Annotated in this window: 8 protein-coding genes; all 8 read left to right on the forward strand. The window is 64.0% G+C overall.

Features of this window, described 5'->3' with window-relative positions; translation table 11 throughout:
• The first annotated feature begins 457 nt into the window (after nt 1-457).
• Nucleotides 458-3,274 carry a TonB-dependent receptor gene (locus RQH86_RS08965; RefSeq protein ID WP_311240014.1) on the forward strand — a complete coding sequence of 939 codons (2,817 nt, stop codon included), beginning with the start codon at nt 458-460 and terminating at the stop codon, nt 3,272-3,274.
• Between the two features lie 444 nt (nt 3,275-3,718).
• Nucleotides 3,719-8,119: an Ig-like domain-containing protein gene (locus RQH86_RS08970; protein WP_311240015.1), complete on the forward strand. Its 4,401-nt coding sequence runs from the start codon at nt 3,719-3,721 to the stop codon at nt 8,117-8,119.
• On the forward strand, nt 8,116-9,708 hold the full coding sequence (locus tag RQH86_RS08975; RefSeq protein ID WP_311240016.1) for a family 43 glycosylhydrolase: 1,593 nt from the start codon (nt 8,116-8,118) through the stop codon (nt 9,706-9,708). The genes RQH86_RS08970 and RQH86_RS08975 overlap by 4 nt, the downstream gene beginning before the upstream one ends.
• A gap of 163 nt (nt 9,709-9,871) precedes the next feature.
• Entirely contained in the window at nt 9,872-12,166 is a 2,295-nt protein-coding gene (locus tag RQH86_RS08980; RefSeq protein WP_311240017.1) for a DPP IV N-terminal domain-containing protein, read from the forward strand.
• Between the two features lie 99 nt (nt 12,167-12,265).
• Nucleotides 12,266-14,020 carry a DUF6055 domain-containing protein gene (locus tag RQH86_RS08985; protein WP_311240018.1) on the forward strand — a complete coding sequence of 585 codons (1,755 nt, stop codon included), beginning with the start codon at nt 12,266-12,268 and terminating at the stop codon, nt 14,018-14,020.
• A gap of 597 nt (nt 14,021-14,617) precedes the next feature.
• Entirely contained in the window at nt 14,618-17,506 is a 2,889-nt protein-coding gene (locus RQH86_RS08990) for a TonB-dependent receptor (protein ID WP_311240031.1), read from the forward strand.
• Nucleotides 17,507-17,666: 160 nt separating this feature from the next.
• Entirely contained in the window at nt 17,667-20,042 is a 2,376-nt protein-coding gene (locus RQH86_RS08995) for a glycoside hydrolase family 127 protein (RefSeq protein WP_311240019.1), read from the forward strand.
• Between the two features lie 362 nt (nt 20,043-20,404).
• The gene (locus RQH86_RS09000; RefSeq protein ID WP_115513256.1) at nt 20,405-20,599 is read left to right on the forward strand and encodes a helix-turn-helix transcriptional regulator; all 195 of its coding nucleotides are present in this window, start codon (nt 20,405-20,407) and stop codon (nt 20,597-20,599) included.
• The last annotated feature ends 401 nt before the right edge of the window (nt 20,600-21,000 follow it).

Genomic DNA, 21,000 nt, shown 5'->3' on the forward strand with positions numbered 1-21,000 from the left:
GCTAGCGGCAACAAGGTTACTTTTGAGGGCGTGTGCAGTGGTCTTGCCATCACGCTGGGCGTGAAGCGAGCAATCCCGCGACCGCGTAGCCATCAGGCGCGTGCATGCGATCCGGCATGTATCAGGTGTACGCGATAACCGCTTGCCATGTGTCACCGTGCTTTGTGTCGAAATTATGGCAAAAGCATGTGAATTTCCGCACGAGTGCCGGATAAATTCGTCAAGACGCCAGCGCGGCATTGTCGCAAGCTTTTTTCTGCGTGGCCTGCAATTCTTGGTCGCGTGCTCTCAGGGGGAGAGCAGCAACGTCGCCGTCCTGTCTGGCCAGTGCCGTTTCGTACGGCAGTTCGCTGGTGTCGTCTTTGTCGTGATCGATCTCTCATCTTGCGCTGTTGCAGTGCGGCTTGGCCGTGCGCGCAGGTTGGCCGTTGTCCCCATGAAAGCACAAGGAATTCCGATGTCGCCCAGCTGCTCCGCCATGCTGTCGCAGTGCCTCGTTTCCAGACGTCACCCGCTGGTCAAGGCGATCGTCCTGGGCTTGTCCATCGTTGCCGTGCCGGCGCTCGCACAGCAGCGCAGTGCCGACGACGATGTCACCCAGACCCTGGATCAGATCAACGTCACCGGCACCCATCTGCGCCGCGTGGATGCCGAGACTGCCAGCCCGGTCATTGTGGTCGACCGGCAGCGCATCGAAGATAGCGGCAAGAGCACGCTCGGCCAGTTGCTGCAACAACTCCCGGCCATGTCCGGGTTCATGCCTGGCCCTGCGCTCAACTCCGGTTTCAGTCATGGCCGTGCGCTGGTGTCACTGCGCAATCTGGGACCCGAGCGCACGCTGGTGCTGGTCAACGGCCACCGCATGGCGGGACCGGCCAGCAGCGTGGCGTCGGCACCGGGCGTGGATGTCAACGCCATTCCGGCCTCGATGGTGGAGCGGGTGGAAGTGCTCACCGACGGTGCCTCGTCGGTGTATGGCTCCGATGCGATCGGCGGGGTGGTCAACATCATCCTCAAGGACAAGTACGACGGCTTTGCCGCCACGGTCGATTACGCCCAGAGCACGCATGGCGATGCCAACAGCCGCACGCTGGGCCTGGAGTGGGGCAAGACCTGGGACCGCGGTGGGGTGATCCTTGGGCTCAGCCGCAATTCGATGAATCCGGTGTTCAACCGCGATCGCAGCTATGCCGCCAGGGCGGTGGAGTTTCTCGACGGGCAGGTTAGCGAGATCCGTGGTGGCAACACGCGCGCATTCCTGAGCGATGGACGCAGGCTGACTCCGGCCGACGGTGTGCCGCCCGGACCGGTCGACGCCACTGCATTTCGTCCTTACCAGCCTGCGACAGACAGCTACAACGTTTACGACGCGCAATACCTGATTACCCCGATAGAACGCACCAACGCATCGCTGCACGGCAGTTTCGAATTCACTCCGAACGTGCAGGGGTATATGGACGTGTTCTGGACGCGCAGCAAGACCACCTCGCGGCTGGATGCGTTCGGCATTGAGATGCAGGATGCGGCCAGCAATTACTACAACCCGTTCGGCGATCAGCTGGACCGTTATCTGTTGCGCTCCACCCAGGCCAATACGCGCGTCTATACCGCGACGATGTTCCAGACCAATATCGTGGCCGGCCTGCGCGGGCGCGTGGAAGGCACCAGTTGGCAATGGGATGCGGCCGCAGGCTACGCACGCTACAAGGACACGTTGGTACGCACGGGCTTCTCCATCACCTCGGCGCTGAACAACGCCACCGGTGCCTCGTTCCTGGACAGCGACGGGGTGGTCAAGTGCGGCGCGCCCGGTGCGGTGATCGCCGGCTGTACGCCGATCAATATCTTCAACCCCAGCGATCCGGCCACCATCGCGGCGCTACGCGGCACCCAGCGGCCGGTGGATCTGATCGACGAGAGCCAGATGCGTTTTGTCGACATCAGCGCCAACGGCGATCTGTTCAAACTCCCCGCCGGTGCGGTGCAGGCAGCGGTGGGTCTGGTCTATCGCACCAACAAATTCGCACAGGGCACCACCAGCGAGGTGGCCGCCGCCGATGCCGACGGCAACTGCGATTACAACGATGGCTGCATCCTCCGGCAGGGCCGCGACGAATCGGTGCGCGAGGCCTATGCCGAGTTGCTGGTGCCGTTGCTTAAAGACGTGCCGTTTGCCAGCAGCCTGAATCTCAATCTGGGCTCGCGCTATTCCAAATACGATGCCTGGGGCAACACGACCAACAGCAAGGTGGCTCTCGAATGGCGGCCGATCGCCAATTTGCTGGTGCGTGCCACCGGCTCGCAGGTATTCCGCGCGCCCGCGCTGGGCGATCTGTATGGCTCGCCCTATAACGCGGTAATCGACACCACCGGCGATTTCGAGGACCCATGCAATGGCTATGCCGGCGCCGCGCCCAATCCGGCCTGCGCCAACGTACCCAACGATGGCAGCTTCACCAATACCGCGCAGTTCAACGTGGTGACCTCCGGCGCCAACAATCTCGGTTTCCAGCTGAAGCCGGAGCGTGGCCGCTCCTACAACATCGGCGTGGTGTACGACCCCGACCAGGTGCGCGGCCTGTCGCTCAACGTGGACAGCTGGCGCGTGGTGCTGGATGACATGCTGTCTGGCGTTGGCGAGCAGCAAGTGGTCAACGATTGCTTCGATGGAAGCGAAGCAGCGTTCTGCCCGCTGATCCAGCGCGACGCAGCCGGGCAGCTGACGCGCGTGTCGGTACCGTTCGCCTACAACAGCGGCAAGGTGGATATCCGTGGCTACGATGCGGGCATCCACTACACGCTGGCCGATACCGCGTGGGGTGATTTTTCTGCCGGTCTGGATGCGACCTTCTTTTCCGATTTTCGCTTCGCTGGCGAAACGCACAACTACGTCGGCGAAAATTCCAGCTGGGGCAATATGCCGCGCTGGCGCGCGGTGGCCAATCTGGCCTGGGACAAGGGCCCATGGCATGCGAGCTGGAACACCCGTTACCTGGGCCGCACCGTCAACGGCAGCCAGTACGACAACTTCTGCGCCGACACCAATGCCGATGGCAGCTGCCGCTATTTCCCGATCGGCTCGGTGGTCTATCACGACGTTTCGCTGAGCCGCAAGCTGGCGTCCTTGCACAGCACGCTCGCTTTGGGTGTGGACAATCTGGGCAATCGCGCACCACCGCAGTTTTACAGCTACTCCAACGCAGCCAATACCGACGCGACCACCTACGACACTCTGGGTCGCTTCTTCTGGAGCCGGTTGCGTGTGGAATTTTGAGCGCTACACGCGGCGCCGGTATCGCGTTGGAGCATTCCCGCCGCCGATGGCGGGCGCCGTGCAGCACGCCTGCACTAATCACGCGAGGTTCGTATGGCCGCGCCATGCTTCGCATTCTCGCAACGTGCTCTGTCGCGGGCGCCTATGCTGATCGGCTGCCGGCACGTCAAGAGAGCTGCCGCGCAGTGGAGGCGCTGCCGAGGCGTGCAGCGGTGAACGAGATGTGGCGAGCGGCCTTCAGCGGAGCGTGCACGGTGCGAAGGAACCTGCATGTCCAAGTGCTCCATCTGCACCGAGCATCGTGCGCGCTTACCTGGCGGTGAGCACAATCGGTGGGTTGGTCGCTCTTCTTTCAGCGCATGGTGGTCGCAGCAGCGGTGTGGTGCGTGCCGCTGCTCGCAGACAGACCATTCCAATGCCCCGCACCTTGCAGAGAGCCGCTCCATGCGTCGTTCCTTTTTGATGACATTCGTGTGCCGGCATAGACGCTGGTTGCGCGCCGCGCTGCGATCCGGTGCCGCCACCGTATTCTGCGCGGGTGCAGTCGTTGGCATGCCCTTAGGCATCGCCAAGGACATGCAGGAGGCACCGGTGGCCGAGGCCAATGCGTCGATCGGCGATCCGCGTTTTCATGGGCTGGAGCATCCGCTGCCCGACAGCGGCGTGGCCTTGGCACCTGGTGGGCAGCTGGCGCGGATCTACGCGGCCGATCGCGCGCGCGGGGCAGGGCAGGCCGCGGGCAACGATTTCTGGATCGATCGCATGCTGGTGCGCGAAGGCACCGGTGGCGGTTTCGATGACGAGAACGATTGGCTATTTACGCGTGGGCGCGCGGCGTTTATGGCCACGCATCACCCCGAGATTCCCGGCTTCGTCGGCCAGGTGGCGTACTGGCATACCACCGACTACGACGCGCTGTTGCGCATCCTTTCCACGCAAGGTGAGCGTGCGGTGCAGTGGACCGAGCGCTCGCAACAACGTCGCCAGACGCCCAGCTATTTCAGTACCGTGTTCGAGGATGCCAACGCGGGCGTGCGGATGCGCCTGGTCAAGTACATCACCGAGCAGAATGTGGCGGTGGCCAGCATCGTACTGTCCAGCCTGGACGGCGCGGCGCATACGTTGTCGGTGCAGGCGCTGTCGCCGCTGGCGCAGCATGCCGATGGCAATGCGTTGACCGGCGCCTTCGAAGCGTACAACGCGATCACCACGGTGTTTCCGCGCCTGTCCGGCGATGGCTTTCGGGTAGACGGCAACCAGCTGGTGCGCGAGGTGGCGGTGCCGGCCAGCGGCGAGGCGCCAGCGCTGAAACTGCAACTGGGCCTGCTCACACACGAGCTGCCGCAGGCGCAGGCCGAGTACGCCCGCATCGTTGCGCAGTCGCCGCAGCAGGCCTACCAGGAGCACGTTGCCAGCTACAACCGCTGGTGGGTGGACAACGTGCCGTATCTGGATACGCCGGATGAGAACATCACCAAGAGCCTGTTCTATCGCTGGTGGACGCTGCGCTTCAATTTTCTCGATGCCAACGTGCCGGGCAACGATTACCAGTTTCCGGTCGCCATCGAGGGCGTGCTGGGCTACAACAACGCCATCGTGCTGACCACCGGCATGTTTCTGGACGATCTGAAATATCTGCGCGACCCGAGCTACGCGTACGGCAGCTGGCTCAGCGCAGGCGAGACCGCGGGCGGCGGCAAGTACACCGACAATCCCGGCTCGCCGGAAAACTGGTCCAACTCGTACGCGCAATACATCACCGCCGCCGCATGGCGCGCGATGCAGCTGCATGGCGGCCCGCCGGCACTGGCCGCAAAACTGGCCCGCTACGGCAGCGGCGATGTGGACGGCGTGCTGGCTGCCTACGATCTCAACCACAACGGCTTGATCGAATACGACTGGGCGGCGATGACCGGCAACGACGCCGATGCGGTGTCGTTCGACTGGGCGGCCAAGCACGGCGAAATCCGCATGGATCGCACCGAGAGCGCTTACGTCTATGCCAACGCGCAGGCAGCGGCGCAGGCGGCGCAACTGGCCGGCGACAGCGCAACCGCGCAACGCATGCAGGCCACCGCGCAACGCATTCGCAAGGCGGTGCTGGAGGTCTTGTGGCAGGACCATAGCGACAGCGCCGATTCGGTGGGCCTGCACGGCGAGCTGCTCAAACATCGCCAGGCCAAGGGGCCGCGCCTGCCGGTGGACTGGAAGGAAACCAACAACTACTACCCCTTCAGCGTGGGGCTGATGCCCAAGCAGGGTGATGCCGATCACGACCCCAAATATGCGCGCGCCTTGCGCTTGTTTGCCGATGCAGCGCAGTACCCGCTGTTTCCCTTCTACACCGCCAATCAGGTCGATCTGCAAGCGCGCAGCAGTGGCGCCGATGCGGGCAGCAATAATTTTTCCACCATCAACGCGACGGTTGCATTCCGCCTGCTCGGCGAGGCGCTGCGCGATTACCCCAGCCCGTTTCTGAGCGCGCAGAGCTACCGCACGCTGCTGTACTGGAACGCATGGGCGTCCTACATCGACGGCGACAACCGCTATCCGGATCAGAACGAATTCTGGGCCAAGGGCAGCGCCAGCAATGGCGGCAAGATCGCGTACCGCTCGTGGATTCACCACACCCAGCTGGGTGCGACCAATTTCACCATGATCGAAGATGCGATGGGCCTGCGTCCGCGCAACGACGACAAGATCGAGCTATATCCCATCGACATCGGTTGGGACCATTTTGCCGCCGACAACCTGCGCTACCGCGATCGCAATCTGAGCATTGTCTGGGACCGCGATGGGCGCCATTACGCGGGCAGGGCACCGCAGGGCTACAGCGTCTATCTGGATGGCACGCTGGCGTTTCGCGTGGACCGGCTTGCGCATGTGATCTACGACCCGGCCAGCGGGCAGGTCAGTGCGGCGCCCGATGCGGTCAATCGCAACGGCACGGCGCAGGTGCTGGAGGCGCATCCGGCGCAGCTGGCGTCGATGGCGCGGGTGCCGATCGCTGCGGATGCGCACATCGCCGAACTGCTAAGCAAGGCCGGCGTGGATGTGACGCTGCCGGCCACTGCCAACCACAATCTTGCACAAGGCGCACAGGTCACTGCCAGTTTTGCCGCGCCAGGCTTTGCCGCCGCTGCGGCGGTGGACGGCAGCACGGCGAGTACGCCGTTCTGGGGCACTGCCGGCTCGCCGTCTGCCAGTGACTGGATCGCCCTGGATCTGGGCCGGCCCCGGCAAGTGGATCAGGTGGTGCTGTATTTCTATCGCAGCTCCTCGCCTGGCGGCGTGCAGCATGGCTTTGCGTCCGGCACCTATCCCGGCTATGCCGCGCCGTGGATCTACGTCGTGCAGTACCAGGATGGTGCCGGCAACTGGAAGACCGTTCCGGGGCAGGTGCGCGATGCGGCGGTCGCCGTAGGCAACCGCAACCGGGTGCGCTTTCCGGCGCTGCGTACGCAGGCGCTGCGCGTGCTGGTGACCCATGCCGGCGGCGCACGCACCGGCATCAAGGAACTGCAGGTGTTCGACAGCGGCCTGGCCGCGCCTGCGTTTGGCGGCAACGCGCCGCCGCAGGTGCAAGCGTGGCAGCTGGACGATGCCGGTGCTGGTGCCGACGGCGCGGCGATGGTGAACGGCCGGGTCGGCGATGACGGCTTGCCCAACGCAGCGTTGCAGGTGCGCTGGCAGATGCTGCAAGGCCCGGAAGGTGGCGATGCGGTATTCGCCGATGCTGCCGCGCTGCAGACCGCGGTGCGCTTTACGCGCCCGGGTGCGTACACGGTGCGGTTGGCGGCCAACGACGGCGCGTTGGACGGTCATGCCGATGTGCAGCTGCTCGCGGCCGCCGCGCCGGTGCTGCAGCGCGTGCCATTGCACGAACTGGCCACGGTCAGCGCGCAGCTCACCGGCGCTCAGTACCGCGTGCAGGCGCTCAACGACGGTTTCATCCCCGCAGTGGGCAGCAGGCCGAAGGGCAGCCGGCGCTGGGGTAGTTACGGCAGCGAGCAACCGGCCACAATCTGGCTGCAATACCAGTGGCCGCTGCCGGTGCGTCTGTCATCCAGCACGCTCTACTTCTGGAACGACCAGCCCCGTGGCGGGGTGGCCGCGCCTGCCAGCTGGACATTGCAGGCACTGCAAAACGGCCGCTGGCACGACATCGTCGCCGATGGCGGCTACCCGATTGCCACCGCTGCGATTGGCGCCGCCAGCACGGCCCGCTTTGCGCCGGTCATCACCACCGCCGTGCGTGCGGTGCTTAGCACTCAGTCCGGCGCCGACGGGCGCATGCCCATCGGCGTGGACGAATGGCAGGTGCACGCAGAGTTGCCCACGCGCGTGGAGGCAATCGATCTGCGCACCGCACCCGGCCAGCTGCCGGTGTTGCCGCAGCAGGTCGACGCCTTCTTTGCCGATGGCAGCGTGCTGCCGGTGGCGGTGCAGTGGCCGGATCTGTCGCTGCAGCGGCTGGGCGGCGAAGGTGCGGTGGAGCTGCAGGGGCTGGTGGAGGGCGTGCTTCCGATCAAGGCCACGGTCTGGGTGCGCGCCACGCCGCCAGCGCAGATCAACACCGTGCAGGCTTTGCCCGAAGTAAGTGCCGTGGTGGGGCAGGCGCCCACGCTTCCGAGCGTTGTGAGCGTGCAATACAACGACGGCTCGCGCGAGCGCTTGCCGGTGCAATGGCCGGCGCTGGCGCCCGCGCGTTACGCGCAACCTGGGCAGATCGGCCTGACCGGCACCGCGCAGGGGCGTGCGCCCACCGGGGTGGTGTCGGTTCCGCTCAGCGTGCAGATCAAGCCAGCCAACACGCCGACCCGGCCGCAGGAATCGACCCCATGACCGTTAGTGTCGCCCGCACCTTGGCATTGGCCGCTGTGTTGTCGCTTGCTACGGTTGCCGCGCTGGCCGCCGACGCTTTGCCACCGCAGGGCGTGCAGCTGCATGCACCGGGCAACCCGATCCTCGCCGACGGCAGTACCTATTCGGCCGACCCGGCAGCGCTGGTGGCCGACGGCAAGCTGTACATCCTGGCAGGGCGCGACACCGCGCCACCCAACCGCAACGATTTCGTCATGCCTGGTTGGCAGATGTTCGTCAGCAGCGACCCGGCCAGCGGGCAGTGGACGCATTACCGCGACCTGCTACGTCCGCAACAGGTATTCACCTGGGCCGACAAGCGCTATGCCTACGCTGCGCAGATCGTGCAGGGGCCCGATGGCCGCTATTACCTGTATGCGCCGGTACAGCAGCGCAACGCGCCCAATCCGGATCCGTTCGCGATCGGCGTGGCGGTTGCCGACAGTCCGCTTGGTCCGTGGACCGATGCCCATCCACAAGGGCCGGTGGTGTCGCAGTCGGTGCCCAACCGCAACGCCATCCAGAACATCGACCCCACCGTGCTGGTCGACGACGATGGCCGGGTGTATCTGTACTGGGGCACGTTCGGCGCGCTGTTCGGGGTGGAGCTGGAGCGCGACATGGTGACCTTCAAGGGCACGCCTGTAGCGGTGGAGAGGCTCGGCGGTTACTTCGAAGCGCCCTGGCTGTTCAAGCGCAATGGCACCTACTACCTGGCGTATGCGGCCAACAATGCCGGCCGCGATTCGGCATGTACGCCCACGCTGTATCACGCGTGCATCGCCTATGCGAGCGCGCCGACGCCGCTGGGGCCGTGGACCTATCGCGGCATCGTGCTGCCGCCGGTGTCCTCGACCACCTCGCATCCGGGCATCGTCGCCTTCAAGGGGCAGTGGTATCTGGTCTATCACACCGCCGATGCGCAGGGCGGCGGGCATTTCCGTCGCAGCGTGGCGATCGATCGGCTGCAGTGGGACGACAGCACCCAGCCGGCCGGCATCCGCACCGTCGTCCCCACCCGGCGCCCGCAGCCGGCGCTGCCGCCACAGCGCAATCAGGCGCCGTCCGCCGTGGCCACTGCGTCCAATGGGCCGCAGATTCCGCTGCAGTACTGGATGGCTGCGCTCAACGATGGTGTGGTCAAGGCCAATCCGCTGCCGCCGCAACTGTGGGGCAGCTGGACGCAAGACAATCCACCGCAACAATGGATTCAATACAGCTGGGCGCAGCCGGTCACCCTGGACCGTACCCGCGTGGTGTTTTGGGCCGATCAGCCGCCCGGCGCGCAGATCGGTGTGGCGCCGCCAGCGCGCTGGCACCTGGAATACCGCCAGGACGGGCAGTGGCATCCGGTGCGCACGCGCGACCGCTATGGCACCCATACCGATCGTTTCGAGGCGGTGTCGTTTGCAGCAGTCACCACGCGTTGCGTGCGTCTGGTGATGGAGGCCTCCGGCGGCCCGGACAGTTACGCCGCGCTTGCCGTGCAGGAGTGGGAAGTGCTGGCACCGCAGCCGCAACATCTGCCGGTCGCCGGCGATGCCGATAGCAGCCGCTGCGATGCGCCGTGAGCGTAATGACCCAACCACAATGAGGCTTGCAGTGCGCATGATCCCTAGGCTGTTTTTCCGTTGCCGCGCGCTGCTACGGTCTGCTGCGATGTGGCCGTTGCAGTTGGCGTTGGCGGCCGCGTCCATCATGCCGGCGGCGGCATCCACGCCCGCATCTGCAGCGATGCCTACGGCCTCAGCGACCTCGAAAGCGATGCCGACATCTGCGTCCGCAGCGGCCCCCACTGCAGCGGATTACACTCGTGCGCTCGGTCTGTCGCAGCACTACGCGTCGCTGGTCGAGCACGAGCCCAGCATGCCGACGTGGGTCGATGCCGGGCGTTTCCTGTATCGACGCGGCGTTGCCCGCACCGGTCAGCCGCCGGCCATCGAATACCGCATGGTGGATGCTGCCAGCGGCCGCAACACGCTGGCGTTCGACCATGCACGCCTGGCGGCGGCATTGACCAAGGCCGGCGCGGTCGCTGTGGATGCAGCGGCGCTGACGCTGCAGGCGCCCACCCTGCAGCAGGACCGTCTGGCCTTCCAGCTCGCCGGCGTCGGCTGGCAATGCACGCTGTCGCGCTCTGCCTGCGTGCATCTGCACGACCGCGATGCGCCGCCGGAATCGATGGACATGCGGCTTCCGCTCGTGCAGGGCGAACGCAACGTCAAGCTGTCGCCGGATGGACGCTGGCGCGCCTGGATCGAACAGGCCAATGTGGTGATCGCGCCTGCGAGCGGCGGTGAGCGCAGCCTACTTAGTCGCGATGGCAGTACCGACGATTACTACGCGCTGGACAGCCTGGTGTGGTCGCCGGATTCGCAGCATCTGGCGGCGTATCGGGTCAAGGCGCCGCCGCCGCGCATCGTCTATTACATCGAATCGGCACCCGTCGACCGCGTGCAGCCCAAACTGCACCAGCAGATCTATCCCAAGCCGGGCGATGTGTTGCCGGTGATGCAGCCGGTGCTCTTCGACATCGCCACGCGCGCGGCGCATCCGGTGGCGATGACGCTGCTGCCCAACGCCTTCACCTTGAGCGAGATGGTGTGGTGGAAGGACAGTCGCGGTTTCACCTTCGAGTACAACGCACGCGGGCATCAGCTGTATCGCGTCATCGAGGTGGATGCACGCAGTGCCGCCGCGCGCACGCTGATCGAAGAAACTTCGCGCACCTTCATCGAATACTCCGAGCTCAGCGGCGAGCACGAAGACGGCGGCAAGCATGCGCGCCGCGATCTGGCCGATGGCGCGCAGATCGTGTGGGCCTCCGAGCGCGATGGCTGGGAGCATCTGTATCTCTACGATGGCCGCACCGGCGCGGTGATCCGTCAGCTCACCCACGGCGAGTGGGTGGTGCGCAAGCTCGATCGCATCGACGAGGCAGCGGGGCAGCTGTATTTCAGCGCCTCCGGCATGCAACCCGGCGAAGATCCGTATTACCGCCACGCTTATCGTATCGGCCTGGATGGCAGCGGGCTGACCGCGTTGACGCCGCAGCAGGCCGACCATGCCGTGCAGTATTCGCCGGACGGGAAGTGGTTGCTGGATCTTTACTCGCGCGTGGATCTGGGCCCGGTGCTGGAGCTGCGGCGCAGCACCGACGGCAGCGTGGCACGTACCATCGAGCGCACCGATCTGAGCCGCCTGCAGGCGGCCGGCTGGCAGGCGCCGTTGCCATTCCATACCACCGGGCGCGATGGCAAGACCGAAATCTGGGGTGTGATCCATCGCCCGCAACAGTTGAATCCGCAGCAGCGTTACCGCGTGGTCGAAGACATCTATGCGGGCCCGCAAGGCTCCTTCGTGCCGAAAAGCTTCACCACCCGGGTGCCGCCGCTGACCACGCTGGGGTTTGCGGTGGCGCAGATCGATGGGATGGGCACCAATAATCGCGCGCGCGCCTTCCACGACGTGGCCTGGCGCAATCTCAAGGACGCCGGTCTGCCGGATCGCATCGCCTGGCATACCGCCGCGGCCGCGCAGTACCCGTGGTACGACATCCGCGGCGGTGTCGGCGTGTACGGCACCTCGGCCGGTGGTCAGAACGCGTTGGGTGCGTTGTTGTTCCATCCCGAGTTCTATGTGGCGGGCGTGGCCAATTCCGGCTGCCACGACAACCGCATGGACAAGATCTGGTGGAACGAGCAATGGATGGGCTGGCCGGTGGGGCCGTGGTATGCCGAATCGTCCAACGTGGAAAACGCCGCGCGCCTGCAAGGACATCTGCTGCTGGTCACCGGCGACATGGACATGAATGTCGATCCCGCCAGCACCTTCCAGGTGGCCGACCGCCTGATCAAGGCTGGCAAGGATTTCGACCTGCTGGTGGTGCCGGGTGGCGACCATGGCGCCGGTGGCAGTTACGGCCGCCGGCGGCTGCTGGATTTTTTCGTGCGCTGGATGCAGCAGGCACCAACGCCTGAGTGGAATCGCACATCGCCCGACACAGCCGTCGCGCCGCCACCCGCGTGATTGCACGCGCATGCCGCGGTCTGCGGGATCGTGTGCATACGTCGAGCACACCTATTACCTCAAAGCCCGCCATTCCGGCGTGGCTTGTTGGAGAATGTCATGCAACATCGAACACGCGTCATCGCCAACGCGATCCTGGCAACCGCCTTATCGGCAACGCTACCTGGCATCGCCGCGGCGGCGGAAACAGTGGGGTGTCAATCGCGTTCCAACGATGCGCCGTGGGGCGCCGCCCAGCCATTACGCACCTGGACGCCGAGCGGCGGTTCGGCCGCATTGAACGCGGTCGGCGCTGCCGAGGGGCCGCCGTTCCAGGCCAGGTTGGTCACTGCATTTGGCGAGGATTCGGCGGTATCGGTGCGATCGGTGGTGCTGGAATATCCCGATGGTTGCCGACGGCGTTATCAGCTGCCGTCTTTCGCGGCGTCGGACCGGCAGTACGTCGCCACCGTTGCCAAGGCGCATCCGGTGCGCGTGGATCGGCGCACCTATGTCACCGCCGCCGAGCCGGACACGATCACCGCCGCGATGCTGGCGAATGGATCTGCGAAAAAATACGAAACCCAACACTTCGCCTTCTGGTACGGGATGAAGACGGCTGGGGAGAGTTATCGCGATGTGGCCAAGCGCGGCGTCGCGTGGACGACCTTCGTCAACCAGAGCGCCGCCTGGTTCGAAAAGGTCTGGCAAATGAATGCCGATCTGCTCGGCGCACCGATGCCCTATGCCGGAGTAACGACGCCCAAACGCATCAATGTCTACCTGTGCGGCACCGGGCTGCCCTATGCGCAGGGCGGCGATCTCACCGAATGCGGCGCCAGTGCCGGGCAGGCGATCGGGGTCTCGTCCTGGGCGCTTGGATACGGTTCGCACTCGGTAGCGCATGAGTTCGTGCACACCTTGCAGTACTACAGCGGCGGTTACCGCAATCTGCAGGCCGCCGGCTGGTTCTGGGAAACCCACGCCAACTGGAGCGCGTTCCAGACCGGGCGGATGGACGATTCTGCAGTGGCGTACTACCAGTCCAATCTTGAGAACGGGCCGCTGTTTCCGGAGAGCCGCTACGGCGCGCATCCGTTGTTGATGTTTCTGGCCGAAACCGATGCAACCCGTTCGCTGGTCTGGGACATGTGGCTGAAAAATCAGCGCAATGCCGCTGGCGATACCGCGGAAATGCCGATGCAGACCGTGGTCCGCCTCGGTCAGCAACAGGGCGTGTTTCCGCAGGGTTTTCGTTCGTTTGCCGATTTCATGGGGCGCTACGGTGCGCGGCTTGCCGCATTCGACTTCCTCAGCCAGAAGGCCTTGCTCGACATCAGCAAGGACCGCGCCGCCGCCAAACGCTACGTGCCGTTAAGGACATTGGCCGCGCGCGGCCGGTATGCCTCCTCACCGGAGCGGCCGTTGAACATCTACGGCACCCATGTCATTCCGCTGACACCGCAGACCGGAGCAAAAACAATCAGCGTGAGCCTGCAGGGCAAGACCGCTGCCGACCAGGCGGCGTGGCGTTTTACCCTGGTCAGTGTGGATGCGCAGTCCCGCCCGACCTATGCAGCACTGGCGGCAGTGGAGGCGACGGCAAGCAGCACAGTGAGCTTGGCGCTGCCGGCGGGCGCCAAACAGACCTATCTGGTCGTCACGGCCACGCCGTATCGCTACAGCATCGTGCCGACCATCGTCGAACAGTTGGCAGGCAAGAAGCCGGTGCAGTTTCCGTACGAAGTCAGCATCGCCGGCGCCACGCCGCTGTCGGGTTCGGCCAGCACCTGCTCGGCCTATACAGGAACCGATGGTCTGGATCAGAACTGGAACACCAACGGCCATCGTACCGATGAGAAGGCATGCAGATGAGGCGCTGATGTGCAGCGATAAGCGTCCCCGACGGCAGGTCCACGCTCTGGACCTGCCGTCGGCGTATGCCAACACAGCAACTGTCGCGAGCGAGCGTCAGCTGGGTGCGGGCGGCACTACGAAGCCGCCCTGGACGCACGCTATGCAGCACTGCGCATCGTCGCGCTGGTCTGGCGGACGCAGGCGTTGTGGTGGTCGCTCTCGATGTGCGGCAGGCGACACCAGCACGCCGAGGTGGCACAGCGCTGCCTGCACGCACACCCATGCGCATGGCAACCATGCTGTTTTCCGCATGCACGGTCGACAAATGCGACAAGACGTAGCGCCTGCGCACAGGCACATTGTGACCAGCTGATGAAACTGGAGCGCATGGGCGACTCCATGAACGAACCAACCTCCATCGGATACCACGCGTGGTTGCGCGATCGCACCTGATCGCGCGCGTTGATGGATGTCTGCGTCTGCGGTACGGCCATGGCGAAGGATTTCGTCGCGGTGCCTGTCTTCCATCTGTTCTGACCCGCACTGGCGCATACCGGTACGGGCGTGTGTTGCCCGTCGTTTAGCCACTTTTCAACTCAGGAGCCTTGCATGTCGATGTCGTCGCTGCCCATTCCTCGTCGCACCGTGACCAGGCCGCGCCCGCTGCCCAGCATGCTCGCCACCGCGTTGGTGCTGGCGCTTGCCGCAGGCACGGCGATTCCTGTACATGCGCAACAGGCCGGCAACGGCGACGCGACGCAGACGCTGGACAGCGTGGTCGTCACCGGGTCGCGGCTACGCCGTGTGGACACCGAAACCGCAAACCCGGTGGTCACGGTGAGCCAGGAACAGATTGCCGCAACCGGCAAGGCCACAGTGGGCGACCTGCTGCAGGAACTGCCATCGATCGCCGGCAACGCCACCAACCCGTACACCAATAACGGCGGCGGCACCGGTGCCTCGGCGATTTCGCTACGCGGCCTGGGCGACAAGCGCACCTTGGTGTTGGTCAACGGTATCCGGCTTGCGTACAACGACGTCAACGCCATTCCGACCAGCATGATCGAGCGCATCGAGGTGCTCAGCGATGGTGCCTCTGCGGTGTACGGGTCCGACGCCATCGGTGGCGTGGTCAACTTCATCCTGCGCACGCACTTCGACGGCGTGCAGTTCAGCAGCGACTTCGGTACCAGCAGCGAGCGCGATGGCAACCGGCGCAACTTCGCACTCACCGCCGGCAAGACCTGGGAGCGTGGCAGCCTGATCGGCGGGCTGTCGTACCACAACATCGACCCGGTCTCGGCCGGTGCGCGCGACTACTCCAAGGACGCGCTGGCACTGACCGATGGCGTGCCGGTGAAGCAGGGGTCTTCTGCCACACCCACCGGCACGGTCAACTTCAACGATGGCTCGGATCAGTCTAATCAGCTTCGGCAGGCCAATGGCTGCGCGCGGGTCACGCTCAATGGCGGCGTCAGCGGTCGCGCCGGTCCAGGCGATTTCCACTGCTATAACCCCAGCGCCGATTCCTACAACTATCAGCCGTTCAATTTGTTGCAGACCCCGCAAAAGCGCACCAATGCCTTCCTGCTGGGCACATTTCGCTTCAGCGACAGCGTCGAGGGGTACGTCAACACCTGGTTCAGTAAAACCGAATCGGCCTCGATCATCGCGCCGATTCCGATCTTCTCCAACGGCGACAACATCCTGGTGTCGTCGCAGAGTTACTACAACCCGTTCGGCGTCAACTTCGGTACCGACCGCACCACCGGCACCTCGTACAACGACCTCAATACGCGCGCCGCAGTGCTGGGCAACCGCAGTTATCAATACAACACCTACAACTTCCAGATCAGCCCCGGCTTGCGTGGTCGCTTCGGCGACAGTTCCTGGCAGTGGGATGCAAACTTCAACTACGGCAAGGTCAAGCAGAAGTCGATCAACAATGGCTTTCTCGACTATGCCGCGTTCAATCAAGCCATCGGGCCGTCGTTTCTGGATAGCGACGGCGCAGTCAAATGCGGCAGCGCAGGCGCGGCGATCGCTGGCTGCACACCGCTGAATTTCTTCAACCTCAACGACAGCTCCAACCTGGCCACCTTGCAGGGCATGGTGGTCAACCCGATCGTGACCAGCGTCTACACGGTCAAACAATTCGAAGCCAATGCCAACGGCACGTTATTCGACCTACCGGCCGGCGCGGCCAGCCTGGCTGCCGGGCTTTCGTATCGCAAGGAGCGCTCCACGACGGCATCCGATGCGCTGTGGACCGGCGACGAAAACGGGTTGTGCGGGGTGATCGAATACTGTTCGTCCACATTGAGCGGCAGCTTCGACGTCAAGGAAGCCTATGCCGAAGCGTTGTTCCCGCTACTCAAGGACCTGCCCGGCATCAACGCGCTCAATATCACCCTGGGCACGCGTTTTTCCGATTACAGCTCGGTGGGTAGCAAGACCAATAGCAAGGTGTCGCTGGAGTATCGCCCGATCGAAAATCTGCTGGTACGCGGCACCGTCTCGCAGGTGTTTCGAGCGCCCAACATCAACGAGCTGTATGCCGGCGTGGCAGGCGATGCGGCCACCGTCAACGACCCCTGCAACGGCTACACCGGCGGCAATACCGTGGCCTGCGCCAACGTGCCCACCGACGGCAGCTACCAGCAATCGGACGGGCAGGTGTCGGGCAAGGTATCCGGTGCGGCAGTGGCGGGCTATCAACTCAAGCCGGAAACCGGCAAGTCGTACGATGTGGGCCTGGTTTACGACCCGCAGTGGATCGATGGCCTGTCGATCAGCGCCGACTGGTGGCGTATCGATCTGGAAGACACCATCACCACCGTCTCCGCGCAAACGGTGCTCAACCAGTGCTACGCCAACTCGGCAAGCGCGTTCTGCGCGTTGATTCATCGCAATGGCAACGGCACCATCAATTACATCGCCGAGCCCACCGTCAACTTGGGCAAGCTGTGGGCCAAGGGCATGGACTTCAATCTGACCTATCGGCTGCCATCCACGCCGTGGGGCAACCTCACCGCCGGCCTCAACGGCACCTATCTCACCCGCTACGACGTGCTGCCCGATACCACCGACCCCAGCTCGGTCACCATCCATAATGTGGGCCGCTACACCCAGGCATACGGCAATTTCCCACGCTGGCGCGCGCTGGGCACGGTAAGTTGGGCATTGGACGACTGGAGCGCCACCTGGCGCATCCGCTATGTCGGCAACACCGCCATCGGTAATTCGGATCCGGACCAGAGCCTGTCGGCCGATTCCAGCCAGCCGACAGTGGTGCGCAACATCGGCGCCTACGTCTACAACAACCTGCAGCTCGGCTATAACGTGCAGCCCTGGCATACGCGCTTCGAAGTGGGCGTGGACAATATCGCCAACAAGCAGCCGCCGCTGTATTACTCCAACAATGTCGGCAACGCCAATACCGATGTGGCCACCTACGATCTGCTTGGCCGGTTCTACTGGGCGCGCGCGACGGTAAAATTTTGAGTGCGGCCCTATCGACTGCGCTGTCTGATCGCACTGCCGCTGCCCGATCCGATCGGGCAGTGGTAGACCATGTTGCCCATATGCTCTACATCGCGATTGCCGCTCTGGGCTGTAACCGCGCGCGCAGTCTGCAAGTAGCGGCAGGAGCTAAGCTGACCTCATGACCGAGCCATCCAACATCGAGCGCACCACCGAGCATGCGTTGACCCTGTCGCGGCGGCGTTTTCTGGCCTGGAGCAGCCTGGCAGTGGCGGCGGGCTTCCTGCGTTTCCCTGCCGACGCCAGCGCCGCGCAGCCGGGAAGCATGCGCGCAGTGCCGCTTGCTCAGGTCCGCCTGACGCCATCGCTGTTTCTGGATGCGCTCAACACCAATCGCCGCTATCTGATGCGGCTGCAGCCGGACCGGTTATTGCACAACTTCGTGCTGTACGCCGGCCTCGACCCCAAGGCGCCGTCCTATGGCGGTTGGGAAGCGGACACCATCGCCGGCCATACGCTCGGCCACTATCTCAGCGCGTTGGCGTTGATGCATGCGCAAACCGCTGATGCGCAATGCGCGACACGCGCCGCGTATCTGGTGAGCGAACTGGCGCGTTGCCAGGCGCATGCAGGCGATGGCTATGTGGCCGGCTTCACCCGCAAGAACGCGGCAGGGCAGATCGAAAGCGGGCGCGCGGTGTTCGATGAACTCAAGCGCGGCAAGATCGACCCTGCACCGTTTTATCTCAACGGCAGTTGGGCGCCGCTTTACACCTGGCACAAGCTGTTCGCCGGCCTGCTCGATGTGCATGCGCACTGCGGCAATGCACAGGCGCTGCAGGTGGCGGTGGGGCTGGGTGGTTACCTGCAAGGCATCTTCGCAGCGTTGGGCGATGCGCAGCTGCAGAAAGTCTTGTCTTGCGAATTTGGCGGCCTCAACGAATCGTTCGTCGAGTTGCATGTGCAAACCGGCGATGCGCAGTGGCTGGCACTGGCACAGCGGCTGCATCATCACGCCGTACTCGACCCGCTGGTCGCCCAACGCGATGAACTGGTCCACCAGCACTCCAATACCAATATCCCCAAGCTGATCGGCCTGGCCCGCGAGTACGAGGTCACTGGCGACGCCGCCTCCGGCGCGGCGGCGCGTTTCTTCTGGCACACGGTCACCGACCACCACACCTACGTGATCGGTGGCAACGGCGACCGCGAATACTTCCAGCAGCCGGATAGCATCTCCAAGTTCCTCACCGAGCAGACCTGCGAGCACTGCGCCAGCTACAACATGCTCAAGCTCACCCGGCATCTGTATCAATGGGGGCCGCAGGCGGCGTATTTCGATTACTACGAGCGCACGCTGCTCAACCACGTGATGGCGCAGCAACACCCGCGCACCGGCATGTTCACCTACATGACACCGCTGCTGGCTGGCGAAGCGCGTGGTTGGTCCAAACCGTTCGACGATTTCTGGTGTTGCGTCGGCAGCGGCATGGAGGCGCACGCGCAGTTTGGCGATTCGATTTACTGGGAAGACGGGCAGGGCGTCTACGTCAATCTGTATGTGCCCTCCAGCGTGCGAGACGTAGCGGGCTTCGCACTGAGCTTGCGCAGCACGCTTCCCGAGCAAGGCCAGGTGACGCTGCGCATCGACGCCGCGCCCGCGGATGCACGCACGCTCGCCTTGCGCGTGCCCGGTTGGGCCGGCGCGCACACCTTGCAGGTCAACGGCCAGCTGCAAACACTGCAACCAGTTGAGGGCTATCTGCGTATCGAACGGCTGTGGAAGGCCGGTGACAGCGTCTCCCTGCAGCTGGAGATGCCGCTACGCCTGGAACCCACACCCGACGACCCGGCATGGGTGGCCGTCATGCGCGGCCCGCTGGTGTTGGCGGCCGATCTCGGCGATGCCGCAAAACCATGGAACAACAAAACGCCGGCGCTGGTCGGTGGCGATGACGTCCTGCAACGTCTGCAGCCGCTGCCGGCCCATGGCCACTACGCCTATGCCGATGGCGCCCAGCAATGGCGTTTTTCCCCGTTCTACGCCCAGTTCGATCGCCGCAGCGCCGTCTACCTGGAACACCGCGATACCGCTGCCTGGCAACAACGCCAGGCTGAGCAGACGGCAGCGGACGCAACGCAGCGCGCACTCGACGCGCGCGCACTGGATCGTGTCGCCCTGGGCGACGAGGCATCGGAAAAGGCACACGCCCTCACCAGCGACAGCTCCTACGCCCTCAGCTACCGCCGCCGTGCCGGCCGCGATGCCCGCACCGGCGGCTTCATCGCCTTCACCCTGCGCAACACCGCCCAGGCCCGCATCCTGCGCCTACGCTACTGGGGCGACGAAACCCGCCGCCGCTTCCGCATACTCGCCGACGGCGAACTCATCGCCAACGAACGCCTGGACGGCAACCGCGGCCTGGACTTCATCGATGTGGATTACGCCTTGCCCACCGCAGTGGCCGGCCGTGCCACGTTGCAGATCCGTATCGAACCTGAGACTGGATACTCGGCCGGGCCTGCGTTTGGGTGTTGGGTGTTGGAGTCGGCGTGAGCGCGTACATAGCAGCGACCACGACTTCACTTTATGGTCGATGTCGTCGCCTGTAGCTGATGATAGGTGCCTCTGCCTAAGGGCGACGATGCTAAAAAACGAAATGAATCACGTTCTGTAACGGGAGATAACGCTATTGCGCCCAGTCATGGTTGTGTCTGCGATTCGTTATGTAGTCCGCAACATCTGACTCCAAAGTGCTACTGGCACGACTTGATAAATTCGCAATGCTTCCGCGCAAATGATGGGAGCTTCAATGTTGCCAGCTGTTATCCAACTAAAGCCCTTCCTACTGTTTGACTTCGGCTCTTCAAGTGAGGAGACTCTGAGCCTATGCATGTAGGAGATGGTGGAGGAGCTAATTGGACAGCGAAACGATTTCTTTAGCGGCGAGGATCCGTGCTGCCAGGATTGGGGCTGGAATGTCCCAGACCGAGCTGGCGCAAAAATTGGGCGTCAATAGGGCAACCGTTGGGCACTGGGAACGTAATGGATTTGCGCCCAGCCTCGATCACCTCTATGCGATGAGCAGTGTTGTGCAAGGTAGTCTAAATTGAGTGTTTCACGCCGTTACTAATCTTCGTCGCGCTGCTCGGAACAACGGAAGCCTATGACTCCATCGAGCGACTCGTCTTTGGCAACGGTCATTGGCGCGTACGCAATGCTGCACTAGAAGTCGCTAGCTTGCTCGCACTAGGAGAGAGGGGCGGGCTGTGGCGCAGGGCCCAACACGATGCCGATCCGGCAATCCGTCGTTCGGCGAGGATCTGGCTGGAACGGGAGCAGAGCGAAGTCGAATGATGGGTTTCTTTCGAGATAAATTAAATACCCGGTTCGTTCGCCGATGGGGTGGGAGTATCCTGTTTGCAACTGCGATCTTGCTCCTGTCAAATCCCGAGTTGCTGTCGGCTGTGCTGTTGGTAAATATGATTGGTGTGGATGTGCTGGTCTTGTTTAT

The sequence above is a fragment of the Xanthomonas sp. WCS2018Noco2-27 genome (assembly GCF_031843525.1).
In the GTDB taxonomy this organism is placed as follows: domain Bacteria; phylum Pseudomonadota; class Gammaproteobacteria; order Xanthomonadales; family Xanthomonadaceae; genus Xanthomonas.

Coding starts and splice junctions, on each gene's coding strand:
- RQH86_RS08975 (WP_311240016.1), top strand. CDS start 8,116: ATGACCGTTAGTGTCGCCCGCACCTTGGCATTGGCCGCTGTGTTGTCG.
- RQH86_RS08990 (WP_311240031.1), top strand. CDS start 14,618: ATGTCGTCGCTGCCCATTCCTCGTCGCACCGTGACCAGGCCGCGCCCG.
- RQH86_RS08985 (WP_311240018.1), top strand. CDS start 12,266: ATGCAACATCGAACACGCGTCATCGCCAACGCGATCCTGGCAACCGCC.
- RQH86_RS08970 (WP_311240015.1), top strand. CDS start 3,719: ATGCGTCGTTCCTTTTTGATGACATTCGTGTGCCGGCATAGACGCTGG.
- RQH86_RS08995 (WP_311240019.1), top strand. CDS start 17,667: ATGACCGAGCCATCCAACATCGAGCGCACCACCGAGCATGCGTTGACC.
- RQH86_RS08965 (WP_311240014.1), top strand. CDS start 458: ATGTCGCCCAGCTGCTCCGCCATGCTGTCGCAGTGCCTCGTTTCCAGA.
- RQH86_RS08980 (WP_311240017.1), top strand. CDS start 9,872: ATGCCTACGGCCTCAGCGACCTCGAAAGCGATGCCGACATCTGCGTCC.